Source organism: Bradyrhizobium sp. HKCCYLRH2047 (assembly GCF_051168175.1).
Lineage (GTDB): Bacteria > Pseudomonadota > Alphaproteobacteria > Rhizobiales > Xanthobacteraceae > Bradyrhizobium.
In genome coordinates this window covers 314,383-332,292 of record NZ_JBNPUM010000005.1, presented here as the reverse complement: position 1 = coordinate 332,292, position 17,910 = coordinate 314,383, and the positions used below count along the sequence as shown (strand labels likewise).

The window sequence follows — 17,910 nt, the reverse complement described above, 5'->3', positions numbered from 1 at the left end:
GTGCTCTCGGCTCATTTCTCACGGAACGTCTTGGCGAGCGTGTTGAGCAGCGGGCCGACCAGATATTCGAGCACGGTGCGCTCTCCCGTGGAGATGATGACGTCGGCCTGCATGCCCGGCAGGATCTTCTCGGCGATCTCGGGCGGGATGGTCGAATAGTCGATCACCACGCGCGCCGAATAGTAGCTCTGTTTGCTCGCCTCGTCGGACATCGCGTCCGCCGAGACGCTCGAGACCTTGCCGAAGATCGTCGGCGTGGTGCGCGAGGAGAAATTGGAGAAGCGCACCTCGGCCCTCTGGCCGATCGCGACGCTCTCGATGTCGCGCGGCGAGACGTGCGCCATCACGTCGACGCCTTCGCCGACCGGGACGATCTCCGCGAGCGTATCGCCGGGCTTCACGACGGCGCCGACGGTGTGGACCTTCATGTTCATGACGATGCCGTCGCGCTCGGCGCGGATGTCGACCCGGCGCAGCACGTCCTCGGCGATGACCAGCTTCTCGCGCAGGTCCGACAGCTTGGCCCGGGTGCCGTCGAGCTGCTGGCCGACCTCGGTCAGATATTTCTGCAGCGTCTGATCGATCTGCAGGCGCGTCTGCGCGGCCGTCTGCGTCAGCCGCGCGACGTCGGCCTGCGCCTGACCGAGATCGCCTTCGACGCGGGCGCGCTCGCGTTCCAGCTCAAGGAACTTGTTGCGCGGATAATAGCCTGCGGCGACGGCCGGGCGCACATTGTTCATCTGCGTCTCGAAGCTCGCGAGCTGCGCGGAGAGCGCTGCGCGCTGGCGGTCGCGGCCGGCGAGCTCCTGCTGCTGCTGGGCGATCTGCGAGTTGAGGATGTTGATCTGGCTGATCAGGCCATTGCGACGCTCGACGAACAACCGCTGCTGGTCGGCGATGGCAAGCGCCGCCTCCGGCACGTTCTGGCGGTTGAGCAGCGCGTCGGGAAACGTGATCATCCGCGCATTGCCGCGCTCGGCGAGGAGGCGCGCCTCCTCGGCCAGCGCCGCGTCCATCTGCTTGCGCAGGAGGTCGGTGTTGGCCTGGGCCTCGGTCGGCTGCAGCCGAAACAGCAGGTCGCCGCGATGCACGGCGTGAGTTTCCTTGGCCAGAATCTCCCTGATGATTCCGCCCTCACGGTGCTGAACCACCTTGTGATCGCCGGAGACGGACACGGTGCCCGGTGCGATCGCCGCACGATCGAGCGGCGCATAGGCCGCCCACACGCCGAAGCCGCCGAACACCAGCGCAATCGACAGATAGCCGAGCAGGGCGTAGCGGCTGAAATCGGCCTTGACCGGCTGCGGCCGGTCGGCCGCTTCGAAGAAGCCGTGATCCTGCACCGCTGACATCGACATGCTGCGTCCCCGAGATTGTCCGTGGGGCAGGAGCATCGTCGATGCACAGATTCAGGACTGTGCGGAAGGTCACGTGCCGGAGGCCGGCTATGTATGACGGCCCAATCGAACGAGATCAGCTACTTCCTTTTCGGCCCGAACCGCGGCACGCATTTCGTGGTGCGGACAATGCCGGTTTCGGCCATCTTGGAGCCCAAGACCTCCTTCACCTGGCCGGCGGGGCAGGTGCCGTCATCGACCAGCACCCGCTGGCCGAGCCGGAGATCCGTGATGTCCTGCTCGCGCCCGACATATTGCGCCTGTGCGGGTGCGGCAACCAAGAGCAAGATACCGAGGACGCCGAGAGGGCAGGCTGCGACGTCCGCGAACGCGAAGATTTGAGAACGCATCACTTCCCTTCGATCTTCAGGCCTTTGGGCCCGAGATTGATCTGGACACCCTCGGGCTGCTTCTTGGCCTGATATAAATTGTAGCCGAGCACGATGATCGCCGCGCTGAGAATGCCGAGGAGGAAATAGAGGATATTGCGGTGGTCCGACATGCCAAAATCCAAAGTATGTTACCGTCGTTCGTATGCGCGAATGTACGAGCGGCCTTGCGATTCTGAAAGCAGCGGCGAATCCGGTGCAACTATGCATCAGATTGTGATTTGGTGCGGTCATCGGCAATTGGAACCGCGACAGGCATGATCACCCAGGACACTACGCAGCGCATCGTCGACGCCGTCGATGCCCACTTCGACCGGCAGCTTGCGACCACGAGCGACTTCGTCGCCATCCCCTCGACCCGCGGCGCCGAAGGGCCGTGCCAGGACATGTTCGGCGATCTCCTGCGTGTGCGCGGCTACGAGGTCGACGACTGGCACATCGATCTCGACGATCTGAAGGACATGCGCGGCTACGGCCCGATCGAGCACGACTTCTCGAAGGCGCGCAGCGTGGTTGGAACCTACCGGCCGGCCACGTCGGCCGGGCGATCGCTGATCTTGCAGGGGCATTGCGACGTGGTACCCGCCGGCCCGCTCGAGATGTGGGAGACGCCGCCGTTCTCGCCGGTGATCCGCGACGGACGAATGTATGGCCGCGGCGCCTGCGACATGAAGTCCGGGACGATCGGCGCACTCTATGCGCTCGATGCCATCAAGGCGGCCGGCTTCAAGCCGACGGCGCGCATTCATGTCCAGTCCGTGATCGAGGAGGAGAGCACCGGCGTCGGCGCACTGTCGACCTTGCAGCGCGGCTACCGCGCGGATGCCTGCTTCATCCCCGAGCCGACCAGCGGCAAGATGGTGCGCTCTCAGGTTGGCGTGATCTGGTTCCGCCTCAAGGTGCGCGGCTTTCCCGCGCATGTGTTCGAAGCCGGCGTCGGCGCCAATGCGATCCAGGCGAGCTATCATCTGATCCATGCGCTGGAGAAGCTCGAAGCGGACTGGAACGAGCGCGCCAAGAGCGACCATCATTTCAAGACGCTCAATCATCCGATCAACTTCAATCCGGGCATCATCAAAGGCGGCGACTGGGCCTCGAGCGTGCCGGCCTGGTGCGACGTCGATTGCCGCATCGCCATCCTGCCGGGCTGGTCGGTCAAGGACTGCCAGAACGAGATTCTCGCCTGCGTCGCCGCGGCTTCGCGCGATCACCGCTTCCTCTCCAACAATCCGCCGGTGGTCGAGTGGTCCGGATTCCTGTCCGAAGGATACGAGTTGACCAATTCGGCTGAGCCGGAGGCGGCGTTCGGCAAGGCCTTCACCGCCGTCTACGGCGGGGAGGTGCAGGACCTCGTCTTCACGGCGCTCACGGATACCCGCTTCTACGGGCTCAACTACAACATCCCCAGCCTCTGCTTCGGCGCGACCGGCGCGGCGATGCACGGCTTTAACGAATATGTCGATCTCGACTCGCTACGCCAGGCGACCAAGACCATGGCCTTGTTCATCGCCGAGTGGTGTGGAGTCGAGAAGGCGTGAGCGCAAGGCCGTCGCGGCAATGACCTCGGAGGTCATTGCCGCGCGGTCTGGGCTCGGCGCATCCAGGGTGCGGTGAAGGCACGGGGAGACGTGTCGTCCGTGCGCAAGGATCGGAACGGTATGACGCCGCTGGACAAGATCAATGCGATGAAGATGCCGTTCGCGGACTTGAAGGGCGTCACCTTCACCGAGGCCAGCGCCGATCGCGTCGTGGCGCAGATGCTGGTGCGGCCGGATCTGTGCACCCTGCATCACACCATCCACGGCGGCGCCGTGATGGCGCTCGCTGATTCCGTCGGCGCGGCTGCGACCGTGATCAACCTGCCGCAGGATGCCAAGGGCACCACAACCATCGAGAGCAAGACCAACTTCATCGGCGGCGCCAAGGAGGGGACCGTGGTGACCGCAACCGCCACGCCCGTGCACCGCGGCCGCCGCACTCAGGTATGGCAGACGCGGGTGGAGACCGAGGACGGGCGCCTGGTCGCGATCGTGACCCAGACTCAGCTCGTGCTGTGATGATTCGTACACAAACGAATTGTTAACTCACGCGATCCTTGCATGGCCGCATGTTCTCTCCGTAGAGCGCGGGGCTTGCAATGAATGTTGCGATGCACAATATAGCTTCTGTCTAGGGAAAGACGTCTGTATGCGAGGGCTCTCGAGAGGAGTCTCAGGCAGTGTCACAGGTAGATACTTTTCGTCCCCGGCCGGGCTTCGGCTATGTGCGGACGCTCAGCCAGCACGAAGAACTGCCGTTGCTGCGCGATCATCTGTTGCGGCTCGATGCGGAAAGCCGGCACGATCGATTCAACGGCTTCCTCGATGACAGTTTCATCGAACGCTATGCCGCCCGCTGTGCGGCCGATGGCACGATCGTCGTCGCCTACATGGAAAACGGCATGGTGCGCGGCGCCGCCGAGTTGCATCCGCCGGAGCAGTCCGAGGACGGGCTTCCGGAGATTGCGTTCAGCGTGGAGGCTTGCGTGCGCCGCCGCGGGGTCGGCAGCCTGCTGTTCCAGCGCGTGATCTCGGAGGCGCGGTGGAAGGGCTATCGCAAGCTTCGTGTCACGACCGGATCGCAGAACCATGCGATGCGGGCGCTCGCGGCCAAATTCGGCGCGCATCTGGCGTTCCGTCACGGCGAATCGACCGGTACGATCGATCTGAGCGAGCAGCCTCAGGATGAACTGGCGAAGCTCGTGATCGATGCGCCGATCGCGGCCGCGCGTGCGTTCTTCACCCTCAACCGGGCCTGCTGGAAGCTCGTGACCCGGATGTACGGCGACAAGCGCGCGGCCTGAGCGGAGCCGTTGCTGCGATGACAAAGGCGCGACAGCGATCACCGCTGCCGCGCCTTTTCGTTTGATTGCATTGGCCGATGCGCCCCGGAAGGCGTTCAGGTGCCGGTGCGCTTGTCGAAATTGAAGCGGCGCACGGTGCGGCGCTCGACCACGACGGCACGCTGCTGCGTGCCCTGGTCGGCCGTGATGACGCGCGTGTTGGTGCGCGCGGCAACGCGAACTGCCTTCTTCACCTCGGGCAGCACCTGCTCAAGCGGCAGACCCATCAGCGCCGACGCGATCTCGGCCTGGGCCTGCACGTCGTCGGTGATGCCTGACGCGGCGAAGATCGCTTCCTCCAGAGTCGGGGGATCACGCCTGACGCGACGCGGACCGTACTTGGTGTTCCAATCTTCGCTCATGGGGGCCTCGTAAATCGTCCGGGATACCTAGAAGCAGGATTGTTGCATTGCAATATATATTCCGCGGGGCAGCCCAGCTATGCGTTCACCATGTCGCGATTGGGCAACGGTACCTGCGTCATGTGGATATCCTGGGGCCAGCGGCGCAAGGCCGCGAGGCCGGCTTTTGTGAGGACATAGACACCGCGCTCGGCGCGGTCGAACCAGCCGTAGACGTTACGCTGCAGAATCTTCGGCGCATCCGGAATCTCCGCGCGGAGGTCGCGGACGCGCTTCGGCCCGCCCGAGAGCGCCGAGGCGCAGGCCAGCGCCTGCTGCCGATAGGCCGTCATGATGGGAGCCCGGGTCGAGCCGCCAGCGACGGGGTCGCCCTTGCGTCGCTGATGCTCGATCACGAGACGCGACCGCTTCTTGGGGTTCTTGCGCGGCGCGGTGGTGGGCGGCTGCACCAGCACTTCGATGTCTCCGGCTGAAGTCACGGCCAGCATGCCGAAGCCGAGCCGGCGGCACAGATTGCGGTAGCGGGAGTCGCTTTCACGACCCTTGCCACGTGCCGACAGATTTGCGGCGACCCAGACCTCATCGCAGGCCCCAGCCCGATCAACCGCCTGCAGCAGCAGTTCCAGGTTGAAGACCTGCTTCAGCTCGCAGACGACGACCACCGGCGGGTCGTCGCCCCTGAGCGCCACCACGTCGCAACCGCCGATTTCCCCTTTGACCGAGAAGCCGAGGTTTTCGAGGAAGCGTTTGACGGGAAGGTAGAGCGCGGTTTCCAAGGGACTGCCCGATGTGTGCGACTCAGAGCGCGCGCGAGTCTAGCCCGCCGAGTCCGGTGATGTCAGCGCCAAGTCGGGGTGACCGGCTGGCTTCGCTACACCCGGCCGACAACCGGTATCAGTGCGCCGGTCACGCCGCTCGCGGCGTCGCTGGCGAGAAACAGAATGACCTCCGCGAGTTCCTGCGGCGTCACCCATTTGTCGAAATCGGCCTTGGGCATGCTGGCGCGGTTGGCCGGCGTATCGATCGTCGACGGCAAAACGGCGTTGACGGTGATCTTGCCCTTCCATTCGGCCGCGAGCGCTTCCGTCAGGCGATGCACGCCCGATTTGGACGCAGCATAGGGGCCCATGCCGGCACCGGCCTGGAGCGCGCCCATGGCGCCGATGTTGACGATGCGGCCCGTGCTGGAGCGGACGAGATGCGGGATCGCCGCGCGCGAGGCGTGCAGCGCGGTCATCAGGTTTCGCGCATGCATCGTCTCCCAGACGGAATCGTCGCCGTCGGCCGTGGTCTCGAACGCGAACGCGCCGGCGATGTTGATCAGCGCATCCAGAGTGCCGAAGTGGGCGGCGACGGAGTCGATCGCGACCTTTGCCTGCCCGGGGTCGGAGAGGTCGACGCCTCCGAGCTCAATGCGGTCGTCACTCGCCGGGATCTCGGCCTGGGCATGATCGATCCCGGCCACATGCGCGCCCCGTGCGAGCGCGAGATCGGCCACGCTGCGTCCGAGCGCCCCTTGCGCACCCGTAATGACAATCACTGCTCCGTTCATTCCGTCCCTGGTCTCCGTTGACGCGCCCCACAGCGCCGCTTGTTATACTATGGCCCTGCCGATGAGTTGCAATGGCCGGACGGCCGGGGCATGCAATTGCAATCAGAAAGCGTGGTTCGTCAGAGGTGACCATGACGGCGAAAGACTCTCTCGAATTTCCCGACGTCGCCACCAGTTTTACTCGTCCGATCAGACAGTTCAGGCAGAGTCTGGATGCGCAGCGCAAGACCCGGATCGTGGCGCTTGGCTCATCTTCCACCGCCGGCACCAACGGAATTGTCGCTTTCCCGGCCCGGATCGAGCAGTCGCTGCGCAAGACCAATTTCGGCTGCCTGATCGACGTCCTCAATCGGGGTGTGGGCGGACAGGAATCCCCGGAGGAGCTCTCGCGCTTCGAATGCGACGTGATTGCGGAGCAGCCGTCGCTGGTCATCTGGCAGGTCGGCACCAACGCCGCCTACAGGCCCGAGGTCTACAGTCCCGATGAGGTCGAGGCGGCGCTGCGCGTCGGCCTTCGATGGCTGGCGGGGCTGGCCATCGACGCCATCGTGATGGACCTGCAATATACGGCGGCGATCGTGACGGTGCCGAACAGGCTGGCGCGTGCCGAGGACATTCAGCGACGGATCGAGAAGGTCACGTCTGCAGCCAACGTCAATCTCTTCAGGCGCTGGAATTTGATGAAGAGCTGGCATGAGGCTGGTCAGATTCCGTTGTCGGCGCTCGACGACGGGCACGGTGACCGCTTGCATGTGAGCGAGGCCGCCACCGCGAAGATCAGCGACGTTTTGGCCAGCGCCATCATGACGGTGCCGGTCGTGCCGGCCTGATCGATAAAATTAGTCGGACTTTCGTAAGTGGATTGCCAGCGCGGCCCGCTAGCTTGTCGCTATGCCGCTTGAGGGGCGTTGGAGCTTTGACATGATGAGACATCTGCCGGACCACGGTTTGCCGCTGGTGCAACTGAAGGAGCAGCGGCGGGATCTGGTGGTCGCCTTGCAGAACCGTGCAGGTCCGGTGACGGGCTGGGAATTGATGCAGATCGCGGCGGTTCAACAGGCGATTTCCGCATTCGAGGAGGTGATTGCCGATCTCGACGCGATGGAAGCCGCCGAGACAGCCGATATCGAAGCGGCCTGATCGGGCTCAAGCGTATTCGTGCCGCCCTGGCTCACAGTGTGAGATAGCGCGCCTGTAACGTCTTTCGTGCAGCGCCGTCGATGCCGAGACCGTCGCGCAGGTAGGTGTCGACGTCGCCGAAATCATCACGCATGGCGTCGAACGCAGCGGCGAGGAACGAGGCCTGGACCGTCCCGATCGCCTGGACCACATCAGCGGGAAGATCCGCGTGAGCTGCAGTCTCGCGACGATAGAGCTGGTTCGTGAGCAGGTAGTCTTCCAGGATCACGTCATCCGGAACGTCGAGCGCGTGCAGGACCAGTGCACAGGCGACACCGGTGCGATCCTTGCCGGCCGTACAATGGATCACCAACGGCGCATCCCCATTGAGAACATGTTCGAACAGCGCGCGGAAGCGCGGCGTGTAGCTGCGGATGTAGTTGCGGTAGGACTCGCGCATCAGCTCCAAGGCATGGTCGGTTGTGAGCTGTCCTCCTGTCGCCAGGGCCCGCAGCGCCGGCACGACGCTCGGCTCGATCGGCACGGAATGCACGGTGATCTCGGCGATCGTGCAGAGGCCGGCCGCGCGCTCGTCGCGACCGCGGAAATCGAACGCTGCGCGAATGCCGAGCTCCCGCAGGACCGCGAGGTCGGGCTCCGTCAACTGACCGAGATGGTTCGACCGAAACAGCTGCCGCCATCGCACGTGCCGGCCATCCCTGCTGGGATATCCGCCGAGATCTCTGAAGTTGCTGGCACCGTGAAGTCCGAGATGGCGGAGCGGATGGGCGGGCATGAACGCATTCTAGGGAATGCGGGCTTGATGTGAAGCGTCGTTTCGCCTGCGCGACGGCAAGGCAGAGGAGAGCATGAAGCGGCTCAGGACGGCGGAACGTATGCACCCGCCACGTCGAGCCCGTCGGTGACCGCCAGCAGTAGACATGGTTGACAGCGGGCAAGAAAAAGGGCCGGAACCTTGTCGGTCCGACCCTTCAGCAAAGGCGCGTGAGCGGCACGGTACAGTCGGACATCAGCGGTCCCACGCCGGCTTGGCTTCCTGGATCGCCTCGTCGTGATACCAGCTGCCGCTGTAGATCGTCGGCTGGATCGAGGGCGCGATCGGCCGCGCCGGCGATGCCGCGGATTGGCGAGGCGCAAGACCTGCCCGCCCTCCGCGCGGAAATTGATAGATCCTTGCGGACCCCTCGTGCACGTTAGTGTCCATTCCTCAGTCTCCTTCCATCGGGCCACACGTCATGCTGCGCCCGACTCGTTCTCTTGTGGTTACCGATCTCGATATCGGCTCTGCCCGGAGGGAATGCAACATGACCAAAATCAAATCACATGTTGCGCGTTTTGCGGGCATTTCTGTCTTTGCTTCCTCCGCAGCAACGTGCAGCTGACCAACACTTGGGCTGGACCAAAGGTTGCGGAAAGAGGCTCAGGTCTTTTCAAAAATGTCCCGGACTTGCTGAGAGCTTGTTCGGACGTTTTTGCGCATCGCCGCAAATGCCACGGAATCAAGCGGGTTTTGACCAGCTTCTGATTTCCGCCATGCGTTCCGTGCAATCCCGGTCGCGCTGCTTTGCCGCACCCCTGACGTGCAAAAACCAGCGCCAGCTCCGCCCTGATTGGCCTTCGTCCATGCGACGGGACGTCGCGGGACTTGGCACGTTCCATGCTTAAGAGTGCGCTGGCCGATCGTGGCCGGGTAAGCGGGGAGCCTTCGATTGCTGGGCTCCCACCTTTCGATAAGACAGAGAGGCTCAATGACGAAGTACAAGCTCGAGTACATCTGGCTCGACGGCTACAAGCCGGTGCCGAATTTGCGCGGCAAGACACAGATCAAGGAATTTTCCTCGTTTCCGACCCTGGAACAGCTGCCCCTTTGGGGCTTCGACGGCTCGTCGACGATGCAGGCCGAAGGCCATAGCTCCGACTGCGTGTTGAAGCCGGTCGCCGTGTATCCCGATGCCGCCCGCACCAATGGTGTGCTGGTGATGTGCGAAGTGATGATGCCGGACGGCAAGACCCCGCATCCGTCGAACGCCCGCGCCACCATCCTGGACGATCCGGACGCGTGGTTCGGTTTCGAGCAGGAGTACTTCTTCTACAAGGACGGCCGTCCGCTCGGCTTCCCGGAATACGGCTATCCGGCTCCGCAGGGTCCGTATTACACCGGCGTCGGCTTCAAGAACGTCGGCGACGTCGCCCGCAAGATCGTCGAAGAGCATCTCGACCTCTGCCTCGCGGCCGGCATCAACCACGAAGGCATCAACGCCGAGGTGGCGAAGGGCCAGTGGGAATTCCAGGTGTTCGGCAAGGGCTCGCGCACGGCTGCTGACCAGATGTGGATGGCCCGCTACCTCATGCTGCGTCTGACCGAGAAGTACGGCATCGACATCGAGTTCCACTGCAAGCCGCTCGGCGACACCGATTGGAACGGTTCGGGCATGCACTGCAACTTCTCGACCAAGTATATGCGCGAGGTCGGCGGCAAGGAGTACTTCGAGAAGCTGATGGACGCCTTCAAGGAGGCGCGCGCCGACCACATCGCCGTGTATGGTCCGGACAACCACATGCGCCTGACCGGCAAGCACGAGACCGCTTCGATCGACACCTTCAGCTGGGGTGTGGCCGACCGTGGCGCCTCGATCCGCGTGCCGCATTCCTTCGTGAACAACGCCTATAAGGGCTATCTGGAAGACCGCCGTCCGAACTCCCAGGGCGACCCCTACCAGATCGCGTCTCAGGTCCTGAAGACGATCGCGATGGTTCCGACCGGCGCGAAAGCCGCAGCCTAAGACGCCGAACACATTACCCCGGGGCCGGGGCTGACATGATGATCCGCCGGAGCAGCCGCTTCGGCGGATCATTCGTTTGGCGGGCTGGCGTGATCGCGGAGGCGCCGCCTTGATCAATCGCAAGTCCGTCTTCGATCGCAGCGGTATGTCTTTCTGGAAGCGGTTTATGGAAGCGGGGCGTCGAATGAATTATCGCAAGTGGGTTTCAGGCGTTCTGATCGCCTGTTCGGCCATCTCCCTGGCGGCGGCACAGTCGCAGTCCAATGCAGAACAATATCTGCCGCGGCTCGGCGACATCATGAATCTGATCCAAGTCAGGCATGCGAAACTGTGGTTCGCGGGACAGGCCAAGAACTGGGATCTCGCGTCCTATGAGCTCGCGCAACTGAGGCAGAGCCTGACCGACGCCGCGGTGTTCTATTCGGGACTGCCGGTGGACAACGTCACCACGCTGGGCCAGCCGATTCAGTCGATCTCGGACGCCATCGCCGCCAAGGATGGCAAGCGCTTCGCTTCCGCCGTGACCGAGCTGACGTCTGGGTGCAACGCCTGCCACGCGACCATGGATCGCGGCTACGTCGCGATCCGCATTCCGACCGACAAGCCGTTCGGCAACCAGGATTTTCGGCCTCAGGGCCGCTGACCGGGATGGGGCGGACAGAGCGGCGGAGGGCGCCTAAATTGCGCCTTCCACCGGCGGCGCGCATCGACTAAGAGCGGCGGCAACCTGTCCATGTCCTGAGACCTCATGATCCGCCTCGATAACGTCAGCAAGCAAGTCGGCCACCAGATTCTCTTCATCGAAGCCTCCGCCGCCCTCCAGCGTGGCGAGAAGATCGGCTTGGTCGGTCCGAACGGGGCCGGCAAGACGACGCTGTTCCGGATGATCTCGGGCCGCGAGCAGCCCGACGAGGGGCAGGTCTCGATCGATCGCGGCGTCTCGATCGGCTATTTCAACCAGGATGTCGGTGAGATGTCCGGCCGCAGTGCCGTGGCTGAGGTCATGGATGGGGCTGGGCCGGTGTCGTCGGTCGCCGCCGAGCTCAAGGAGCTCGAGGCCGCGATGGCCGATCCGGACCGCGCCGACGAGATGGACGACATCATCGCGCGCTATGGCGAGGTGCTGGCGCGGTTCGAGGAGCTGGACGGCTATGCGCTCGACAGCCGGGCCCGCGAGGCACTGGCCGGCCTCGGCTTCTCCGAGGAGATGATGGACAAGGATGTCGGCCTGTTGTCCGGCGGCTGGAAGATGCGCGTCGCTCTGGCGCGCATCCTCCTGATGCGTCCCGACGTGATGCTGCTCGACGAGCCGTCCAACCACCTCGATCTCGAGAGCCTGATCTGGCTGGAGCATTTCCTGAAAGGTTACGAGGGCGCGCTGCTGATGACCTCGCACGACCGCGAATTCATCAACCGCATCATCAACAAGGTGATCGAGATCGACGCCGGCCAGCTCACGACCTATTCCGGCGACTACGATTTCTACGAGCAGCAGCGGGCGCTGAACGAGAAGCAGCAGCAGGCGCAATATGAGCGCCAACAGGCGATGCTCGCCAAGGAGATCAAGTTCATCGAGCGGTTCAAGGCGCGGGCCTCGCATGCGGCGCAGGTGCAGAGCCGGGTCAAGAAGCTCGACAAGATCGAGCGGGTCGAGCCGCCGAAGCGGCGCCAGACCGTCGCGTTCGACTTCCTGCCGGCGCCGCGCTCGGGCGAGGACGTGGTGGCGCTGAAGAAGGTGTCGAAGAGCTATGGCAGCCGCCGCATCTACGACGGGCTGGACTTCATGATCCGGCGCCGCGAGCGCTGGTGCGTGATGGGCGTCAATGGCGCCGGCAAGTCGACCCTGTTGAAGCTCGTCGCCGGTAGCGCGGAGCCCGATGACGGCTCGGTGACGATCGGCGGCAGCGTCAAGATGGGCTACTTCGCGCAGCATGCGATGGACCTGCTCGACGGCGACGAGACGGTGTTCGAGTCGCTCGAGCATTCGTTTCCGCAAGCCGGTCAAGGCTCGTTGCGGGCACTGGCGGGCTGCTTCGGCTTCTCCGGCGACGACGTCGAGAAAAGATGCCGGGTGCTGTCGGGCGGCGAGAAGGCACGGCTCGTGATGGCCAAGATGCTCTACGATCCGCCGAACTTCCTGGTGCTGGACGAGCCGACCAACCATCTGGACATGGCGACCAAGGAAATGCTGATCGCGGCCCTGTCGAACTTCGAGGGGACCATGCTGTTCGTCTCGCACGATCGTCATTTCCTCGCCGCGCTCTCCAACCGCGTGCTGGAGCTGACGCCCGACGGCCTGCACCAGTATGGCGGCGGCTACACCGAGTATGTCGCGCGCAGCGGCCACGAAGCGCCGGGCCTGCGCGGCTGATCGAGGGCAAGACGGCGGCGATCACGCGTTCAGCTCTCCACCATCTCGCCGACGCGGGCGGCGAGCGCCTCGACGTCGAACGGCTTGGTCAGCACCTGCATCCCCGGCGCGAGCTGGCCGCTGCTCAGGATCGCGTTCTCGGCGTAGCCGGTGATGAACAGCACCTTGAGATCCGGCCGCGTCGCGCGCGCCGCATCGGCCAGCTGGCGGCCGTTCATGCCGCCGGGCAGACCGACATCGGTGATCAGCAGATCGATGCGCGCGTCTGATTGCAGAGCCGCAAGGCCGGTCGGTCCGTCCTTGGCTTCGACCACCGCGTAGCCGCACTCGTCGAGCACCTCTATCACCACCATGCGCACCGTCGGCTCGTCGTCGACAACGAGGATGGTCTGGCCGGTGCGGGAAGACGGCGCCGCGCCGGCGCGCACGGGATCGCTGGTCTCAACGGCACCGGCATAATGCCGCGGGAAATAGAGACACATCGTGGTGCCCTGACCGAGCTCGGAATAGATCCGCACCTGTCCGCCGGACTGCCGGACGAAGCCGTAGACCATCGATAGGCCGAGGCCGGTGCCCTGGCCGATCGGCTTGGTGGTGAAGAACGGATCGAACGCGTGCTCGATCACGTCGGGTGTCATGCCGGTGCCGGTATCGGTCACGCACAGCGAGATATATTGGCCGGGCGGCAGGTCGCGCTCGCGCGCGGCGCGGTCGTCCAGCCATTTGTTGGCGGTCTCGATCGTGATCCGGCCGCCCTCGGGCATCGCGTCGCGGGCATTGATGCAGAGGTTGAGCAGTGCGCTTTCGAGCTGCGACGAATCGATCAGTGCCGGCCAGAGCCCTCCGGCCGTCACGACCTCGAGCGCGATCTGCGGGCCGACGGTGCGGCGAACCAGCTCCTCCATGCCCATGACGAGCCGGTTGACATCGGTCGGCTTGGGATCGAGCGTCTGCCGGCGCGAGAAGGCGAGCAGGCGATGGGTCAGCGCGGCGGCGCGCTTCGAGGCGCCCTGGGCGGCCGCGACGTAACGGTCCACATCGGCAAAGCGGCCCTGGCGCAGGCGGGTCTGCAGCATCTCGAGCGAGCCCAGGATGCCGGTCAGCAGATTGTTGAAATCATGGGCGATGCCGCCGGTGAGCTGTCCGACGGCCTCCATCTTCTGCGACTGCCGCAACGCCTCCTCGGCCTCGTGCAGCCGTGTCTGTTCGCGCAGCCGGTCGGTGACGTCATAGGCGAACTGATAGGCGCCGATCTGTCGGCCCGCGGCGTCGCGCAGCACCGAGAAGCGCATTTCGTAAAAGCGGCGGTCGCGGCCGGGATCGCCGAATTCCTCGACCGCGACGAACTCCTCGCCAGCCAGCGCGCGGGACCATACCGCGCGAACCGCCGCCCGATGCTCCGGTAGATCCTTGAACAGCTCCAGCATGTCGTCGCCGATCTTGGGCTGGAGGCCGAAGACACGTCCAAACTCCTGCACGGCTGCGCCGTTGATCGCGATCAGGCGGTATTGCGTATCGACCACCTGCACGAAGGCGTTGGTGCCTTCGACGATGTCGGCGAGCAGCTTGCGCTCGGCGAGCGCGGCGACCACGCGGGCCTCCAGCGTGTCGTTGATCTCCTGTAGTGCAGCCTCGGCGCGCTTGCGCGCGGTGATGTCCTGGAACAGCACCGCGACCTGTCGACGTTCGGCCGGCTCCACCCGGAACGCCGCGAGCTCGAGATAACGTCCGGTGGCGACCAGCTCGCGCTCGAACCGGATCGGCTCGCCGGTGCGCAGCACGCCGCCATAGAGCTCGACCCAGCCGTCGGCCTCGCCCGGCACCATCTCCCGCACCTTCTGTCCGACCACGTTCGGAATGCCCGCATGCAGCGCGTAGGCCGGGTTGGCCTCGACATGGACGTAGTCGCTCAGCGGGCCGTGCGGGCCGTCGAAGAACTCGATGATGCAGAAGCCTTCATCGATCGAGTTGAACAGCGTCCGGTACCGCTCCTCGCTCTCCGCCAGGGCGGTCTCGGCGCGCGCGCGCTTGCCGGCATCGGCGGCGAACAGGGCCTGAAGACGGGCATTTTCGCTTTCGAGCTCCCGCAGCCGCTGCCGGAGCGCATCGATCTCTGAGGGACTCACGCCGCCTCGCGCAGATGAGGAGGCGGGGCAGGCAAAGCGGAGAACATTGAAGCGCCTATGCAGCTCGATGTGGAGATCGCTTGACGTCATAACATGTCAACGATCGTCCGTCAGGCCGCTGCCGATGGAACCCGACGATCATCGAGCGGCCCCGCCCACCCATGGCGGGGCCCAGATGTCGTCCAGCCCGGCGTCCGGTCAGCCGCCGGCCTCGCATTTCTTCATGAAGCTGGTCTTGGCGGCGCCGGCGAGCTTCTTGCCGTCGGAGCCGACCGCCTTGGTTTCACACGTCTCGGCCATGCACTTCTTCATGAAAGAGGTCTTGGCGGCACCGGCCAGTGCCTTGCCGTCCTTGCCGACGGCCTTGGTCTCGCAGCTATCCTCGGCGAAGGCGGAGCCGGCGGCGAAGGTCGCGAGCGCGGCAATCAGGAACAACTTCTTCATGAGTGTGTCTCCTTGGGACAAACAATGCGGCGGATGGGAGCCGCAAATCTTGGCGTGATCAAGTTTCCTGTTCGGCCTATCACCCGAAATCCGGCCGGGTCGGCCGGCGAACTCATCAGCATGCTACCGATGACGCGGACGCGACGCGCTTTGCAGCGAGTGGTCATCCCATGCCGCGCTGCAGAAACGCCAACGTCTGGCGATCCCGCACCCCGTCGCAATAGCGATCGAGCGCCTGCGCGAAGATCCCATTCGGGCTGATCGAATCGAACAGCGTCATGCATGAGCGGAATTTGGCATCGTCCGGCACACCCAGAATGTCGCGCAGCGACTTGCCCTGCACCGCGAGCACCAGACGTGTGCATTCGACGAGTCGCGGGCCGAGCAGGGGATGCGCCAGATAGGCCTCGGCCTCGGCCCGGGAGCGGATCGCGTAGCGCTGCGCCATGGCGGAGCTGCCGAGCCCCTCGACCTGGGGAAAGATGAACCACATCCAGTGGCTTTGCTTGGCGCCGGCCGCAAGTTCGGCGGTCACCCGTGAATAAATCGAACTTTGTGCGTCGGCAAATCGACTGAGATCATCACATTCGGCGTTCACCCATTCCTCCAACCGGCTGATTCATCGATATAATCGGCTTTCTGGGACGGTCGCGGCGCGGCCCTGCGAGGCTTGGACCCCGGTCCATTCCCCGTCACTCCGGGCTGGCGTTTGTCTAGATTATGCCGCACTCTTGCCATCCTATGTCATGACGGGTCGAATCGTACCCCTTGGGGTCGGGCACCTTTCCCGGGTGGTCCGAAAAGGGGGGTATATCGGGGACGTGATGGCTTCCAGTGAAGCAAGCGTAGACGTTCTGTTGTCGCAAGGCCGCTTCGGGCGCTCCGAAGCGATCGCACTCGTGCTTGCAGCACTTGCGGTCGCAGCGGGCGCGGCCGCATGGGTCGGAGCCAACAGCGATGAGACGTCGCTTGCGAGCGCGGCGATTCCGGCCGCCGCCGCGCCGTCCATGACCTTCGAAACACGTTTCGCGCCGGCCTCCGCCTCGGCCACGGCGTATTCGGAAAAAGACGCGGTTCGCGCGCTCGACCGTTTCGCCCTTCGCGGCGCGATCGACCGCCAACTGCTCGATGCCCGGGCCGCGCTGGTGAAGGGCATGGAAGCGCGCGATTCGGGCGCACGCGACCCCAGCAACAGCGATTGGCGGCCGATGTTGACGGAGGGCAATACCGTCACGATGCCCGCACCGGGCGTGCCGCTGCCGCGACCGCGGCCGTCCGTCGCCAACCTGCCGACCAGTCTGGTTTCGGCCAGTGCGCCTGAAGCCGTCGGACGCGTCGACGATCGCTCCATCCTGCAGAAGCTGTCCGACCTGTTGCCGAGCCCGACCAAGTTCGCCTCGCTCGGCCCGGATAGCGGCATCGTGCGCTCCGGGATCGATCTCGGTGCGCTCGGCTACGACAAGACCGCCGTCTACGACATCAAGGCCAAGATGGTGTATCTGCCGTCGGGCATCGGGCTCGAGGCCCATTCCGGCATGGGCAGCCTGCGCGACGACCCCGAGCACGTCAATCAGCGCATGGTCGGCGCGACCCCGCCCGCCACCTATGACCTGAAGCCGCGCGAAAAACCGTTTCACGGCGTGCGCGCCCTGCGCATGAACGTGGTGGAGGGATCGACCCTCGGCCGGAGCGGATTGCTGACCCACCCCTATATGCTGGGGCCGGAGGGTGATTCGAACGGCTGCGTCTCGATCAAGAATTACGATCGCTTCCTGAAGGCGTATGATGACGGCGAGTTCAACCGACTCGTTGTCGTCGTCGGGCTCGAGGCTGGCACCCCGACGCGGACCGCGCAAAAGACCGAGTGACGTTTTGTTGCTGGGCCTCGGCGCGACCTCGGCGGTGACGCCCGTCGCATCTTCCGGAAGGTCCCCATGATTGATCCCGCAAACTCGGAAACGCGTCTGCGTACCACCTTCAACATCAAGGTGAACGGCAAGCCGGTCGTGATTTCGACGGTCGGGCAGGCCCATCAGTTCCTCACCAGCCTCAACGCCGTCGAGTGGATGGAGTTCAAGTCGCTGCACGACCAGGCCATGGCCGCGCTGCAGGCCGCGGCCGACAACGCGATCATGACGGTCCAGGCCACCACGGCGGTGCGCACGCTGTTCGTGAGCGCGAAGCTGTTGTGAGAAACCTGGTCCGAGACGGCTGCCGTGTCGGGCCATGCCGCGCGTGTTGCTCGCGTCACTGTCCGCCCCTTCACACTTGGTGTCATCGCCCGGCTTGCCGCCTCCGTTAAAGCTGCGGCGCGCCCTGGCGCTCGTTGCCGCGTCGAAGCCGACAGGCGAAGACGGGACCGGGCGATCCAGCACGCCGAGGCCGTCGTGATTGCGCGAGCGGCCGCGGCGCACCGGATGCCCCGCCGGAGCCTGTCCTCGGGCTCGCCGAAGGCGAGACGCGGG

General features: G+C 64.7%; 21 protein-coding genes. 10 read left to right on the top strand and 11 right to left on the bottom strand.

Features of this window, described 5'->3' with window-relative positions:
• Positions 1 to 11 precede the first annotated feature (11 nt).
• From ACQR1D_RS14790 to ACQR1D_RS14780, 3 genes are all read right to left on the bottom strand, one after another.
• Positions 12 to 1,358, bottom strand: coding sequence for an HlyD family type I secretion periplasmic adaptor subunit (locus ACQR1D_RS14790; RefSeq protein WP_434840031.1), 1,347 nt, complete (start codon positions 1,356 to 1,358; stop codon positions 12 to 14).
• A gap of 119 nt (positions 1,359 to 1,477) precedes the next feature.
• Positions 1,478 to 1,747, bottom strand: coding sequence for a DUF6719 family protein (locus ACQR1D_RS14785; RefSeq protein WP_315800240.1), 270 nt, complete (start codon positions 1,745 to 1,747; stop codon positions 1,478 to 1,480).
• Positions 1,747 to 1,899 (bottom strand): hypothetical protein, encoded by a 153-nt coding sequence (locus ACQR1D_RS14780; RefSeq protein WP_315800239.1) that lies wholly within the window; start codon positions 1,897 to 1,899, stop codon positions 1,747 to 1,749. Before ACQR1D_RS14780 ends, ACQR1D_RS14785 begins: the two co-directional genes overlap by 1 nt.
• Before the next feature lie 144 nt (positions 1,900 to 2,043).
• Here ACQR1D_RS14780 and ACQR1D_RS14775 point away from each other — a divergent pair, with 144 nt between their 5' ends.
• The 3 genes from ACQR1D_RS14775 (at position 2,044) to ACQR1D_RS14765 (ending at position 4,628) form a co-directional block, all read left to right on the top strand.
• Entirely contained in the window at positions 2,044 to 3,324 is a 1,281-nt protein-coding gene (locus ACQR1D_RS14775; protein ID WP_434840032.1) for an ArgE/DapE family deacylase, read from the top strand.
• 120 nt (positions 3,325 to 3,444) lie between these two features.
• Complete coding sequence (locus ACQR1D_RS14770; protein ID WP_315800237.1) at positions 3,445 to 3,843, top strand: PaaI family thioesterase; 399 nt, start codon at positions 3,445 to 3,447, stop codon at positions 3,841 to 3,843.
• 161 nt (positions 3,844 to 4,004) lie between these two features.
• A complete protein-coding gene (locus ACQR1D_RS14765; protein ID WP_316236716.1) occupies positions 4,005 to 4,628 on the top strand; it encodes a GNAT family N-acetyltransferase in 624 nt (207 codons plus the stop codon).
• A 95-nt stretch (positions 4,629 to 4,723) separates the two neighbouring features.
• Here ACQR1D_RS14765 and ACQR1D_RS14760 read toward each other — a convergent pair whose 3' ends face one another.
• The 3 genes from ACQR1D_RS14760 to ACQR1D_RS14750 all read right to left on the bottom strand — a co-directional run bounded on the left by ACQR1D_RS14760 (position 4,724) and on the right by ACQR1D_RS14750 (position 6,581).
• A complete protein-coding gene (locus ACQR1D_RS14760; protein ID WP_172109527.1) occupies positions 4,724 to 5,029 on the bottom strand; it encodes a hypothetical protein in 306 nt (101 codons plus the stop codon).
• A gap of 77 nt (positions 5,030 to 5,106) precedes the next feature.
• Positions 5,107 to 5,805, bottom strand: coding sequence for a DUF2161 domain-containing phosphodiesterase (locus ACQR1D_RS14755; protein WP_434840033.1), 699 nt, complete (start codon positions 5,803 to 5,805; stop codon positions 5,107 to 5,109).
• Between the two features lie 95 nt (positions 5,806 to 5,900).
• A complete protein-coding gene (locus ACQR1D_RS14750; protein ID WP_316236615.1) occupies positions 5,901 to 6,581 on the bottom strand; it encodes an SDR family oxidoreductase in 681 nt (226 codons plus the stop codon).
• Positions 6,582 to 6,652: 71 nt separating this feature from the next.
• On the opposite strand from ACQR1D_RS14750, the gene ACQR1D_RS14745 reads away from it, so the two are divergent.
• On the top strand, positions 6,653 to 7,411 hold the full coding sequence (locus tag ACQR1D_RS14745) for an SGNH/GDSL hydrolase family protein (RefSeq protein WP_434840034.1): 759 nt from the start codon (positions 6,653 to 6,655) through the stop codon (positions 7,409 to 7,411).
• A gap of 91 nt (positions 7,412 to 7,502) precedes the next feature.
• Positions 7,503 to 7,721, top strand: coding sequence for a hypothetical protein (locus tag ACQR1D_RS14740; protein WP_012044361.1), 219 nt, complete (start codon positions 7,503 to 7,505; stop codon positions 7,719 to 7,721).
• 31 nt (positions 7,722 to 7,752) lie between these two features.
• Here ACQR1D_RS14740 and ACQR1D_RS14735 read toward each other — a convergent pair whose 3' ends face one another.
• Both ACQR1D_RS14735 and ACQR1D_RS14730 read right to left on the bottom strand, forming a co-directional pair.
• Positions 7,753 to 8,496 carry a tyrosine-protein phosphatase gene (locus ACQR1D_RS14735; protein WP_434840035.1) on the bottom strand — a complete coding sequence of 248 codons (744 nt, stop codon included), beginning with the start codon at positions 8,494 to 8,496 and terminating at the stop codon, positions 7,753 to 7,755.
• Positions 8,497 to 8,730: 234 nt separating this feature from the next.
• Positions 8,731 to 8,925, bottom strand: a complete 195-nt coding sequence (locus ACQR1D_RS14730; protein ID WP_315800231.1) for a DUF2735 domain-containing protein — start codon at positions 8,923 to 8,925, stop codon at positions 8,731 to 8,733.
• A 544-nt stretch (positions 8,926 to 9,469) separates the two neighbouring features.
• Between ACQR1D_RS14730 and ACQR1D_RS14725 the strand changes: the two genes are divergently transcribed.
• The 3 genes from ACQR1D_RS14725 (at position 9,470) to ACQR1D_RS14715 (ending at position 12,875) form a co-directional block, all read left to right on the top strand.
• Complete coding sequence (locus ACQR1D_RS14725) at positions 9,470 to 10,504, top strand: glutamine synthetase beta-grasp domain-containing protein (RefSeq protein WP_315712320.1); 1,035 nt, start codon at positions 9,470 to 9,472, stop codon at positions 10,502 to 10,504.
• Between the two features lie 184 nt (positions 10,505 to 10,688).
• Complete coding sequence (locus tag ACQR1D_RS14720) at positions 10,689 to 11,147, top strand: hypothetical protein (RefSeq protein ID WP_315800230.1); 459 nt, start codon at positions 10,689 to 10,691, stop codon at positions 11,145 to 11,147.
• 105 nt (positions 11,148 to 11,252) lie between these two features.
• Complete coding sequence (locus ACQR1D_RS14715) at positions 11,253 to 12,875, top strand: ABC-F family ATP-binding cassette domain-containing protein (protein WP_315800229.1); 1,623 nt, start codon at positions 11,253 to 11,255, stop codon at positions 12,873 to 12,875.
• A 29-nt stretch (positions 12,876 to 12,904) separates the two neighbouring features.
• Here ACQR1D_RS14715 and ACQR1D_RS14710 read toward each other — a convergent pair whose 3' ends face one another.
• From ACQR1D_RS14710 to ACQR1D_RS14700, 3 genes are all read right to left on the bottom strand, one after another.
• The gene (locus tag ACQR1D_RS14710) at positions 12,905 to 15,001 is read right to left on the bottom strand and encodes a PAS domain-containing protein (RefSeq protein WP_434893874.1); all 2,097 of its coding nucleotides are present in this window, start codon (positions 14,999 to 15,001) and stop codon (positions 12,905 to 12,907) included.
• A 198-nt stretch (positions 15,002 to 15,199) separates the two neighbouring features.
• A complete protein-coding gene (locus ACQR1D_RS14705) occupies positions 15,200 to 15,445 on the bottom strand; it encodes a hypothetical protein (RefSeq protein ID WP_008961253.1) in 246 nt (81 codons plus the stop codon).
• Positions 15,446 to 15,608: 163 nt separating this feature from the next.
• Positions 15,609 to 16,043 carry a DUF1810 domain-containing protein gene (locus ACQR1D_RS14700; RefSeq protein ID WP_434893875.1) on the bottom strand — a complete coding sequence of 145 codons (435 nt, stop codon included), beginning with the start codon at positions 16,041 to 16,043 and terminating at the stop codon, positions 15,609 to 15,611.
• Between the two features lie 226 nt (positions 16,044 to 16,269).
• Here ACQR1D_RS14700 and ACQR1D_RS14695 point away from each other — a divergent pair, with 226 nt between their 5' ends.
• Together ACQR1D_RS14695 and ACQR1D_RS14690 are read left to right on the top strand one after the other, a co-directional pair.
• The gene (locus ACQR1D_RS14695; protein WP_434893894.1) at positions 16,270 to 17,313 is read left to right on the top strand and encodes a DUF2778 domain-containing protein; all 1,044 of its coding nucleotides are present in this window, start codon (positions 16,270 to 16,272) and stop codon (positions 17,311 to 17,313) included.
• 66 nt (positions 17,314 to 17,379) lie between these two features.
• Positions 17,380 to 17,637, top strand: coding sequence for a hypothetical protein (locus ACQR1D_RS14690; RefSeq protein WP_315800226.1), 258 nt, complete (start codon positions 17,380 to 17,382; stop codon positions 17,635 to 17,637).
• Positions 17,638 to 17,910: the final 273 nt, after the last annotated feature.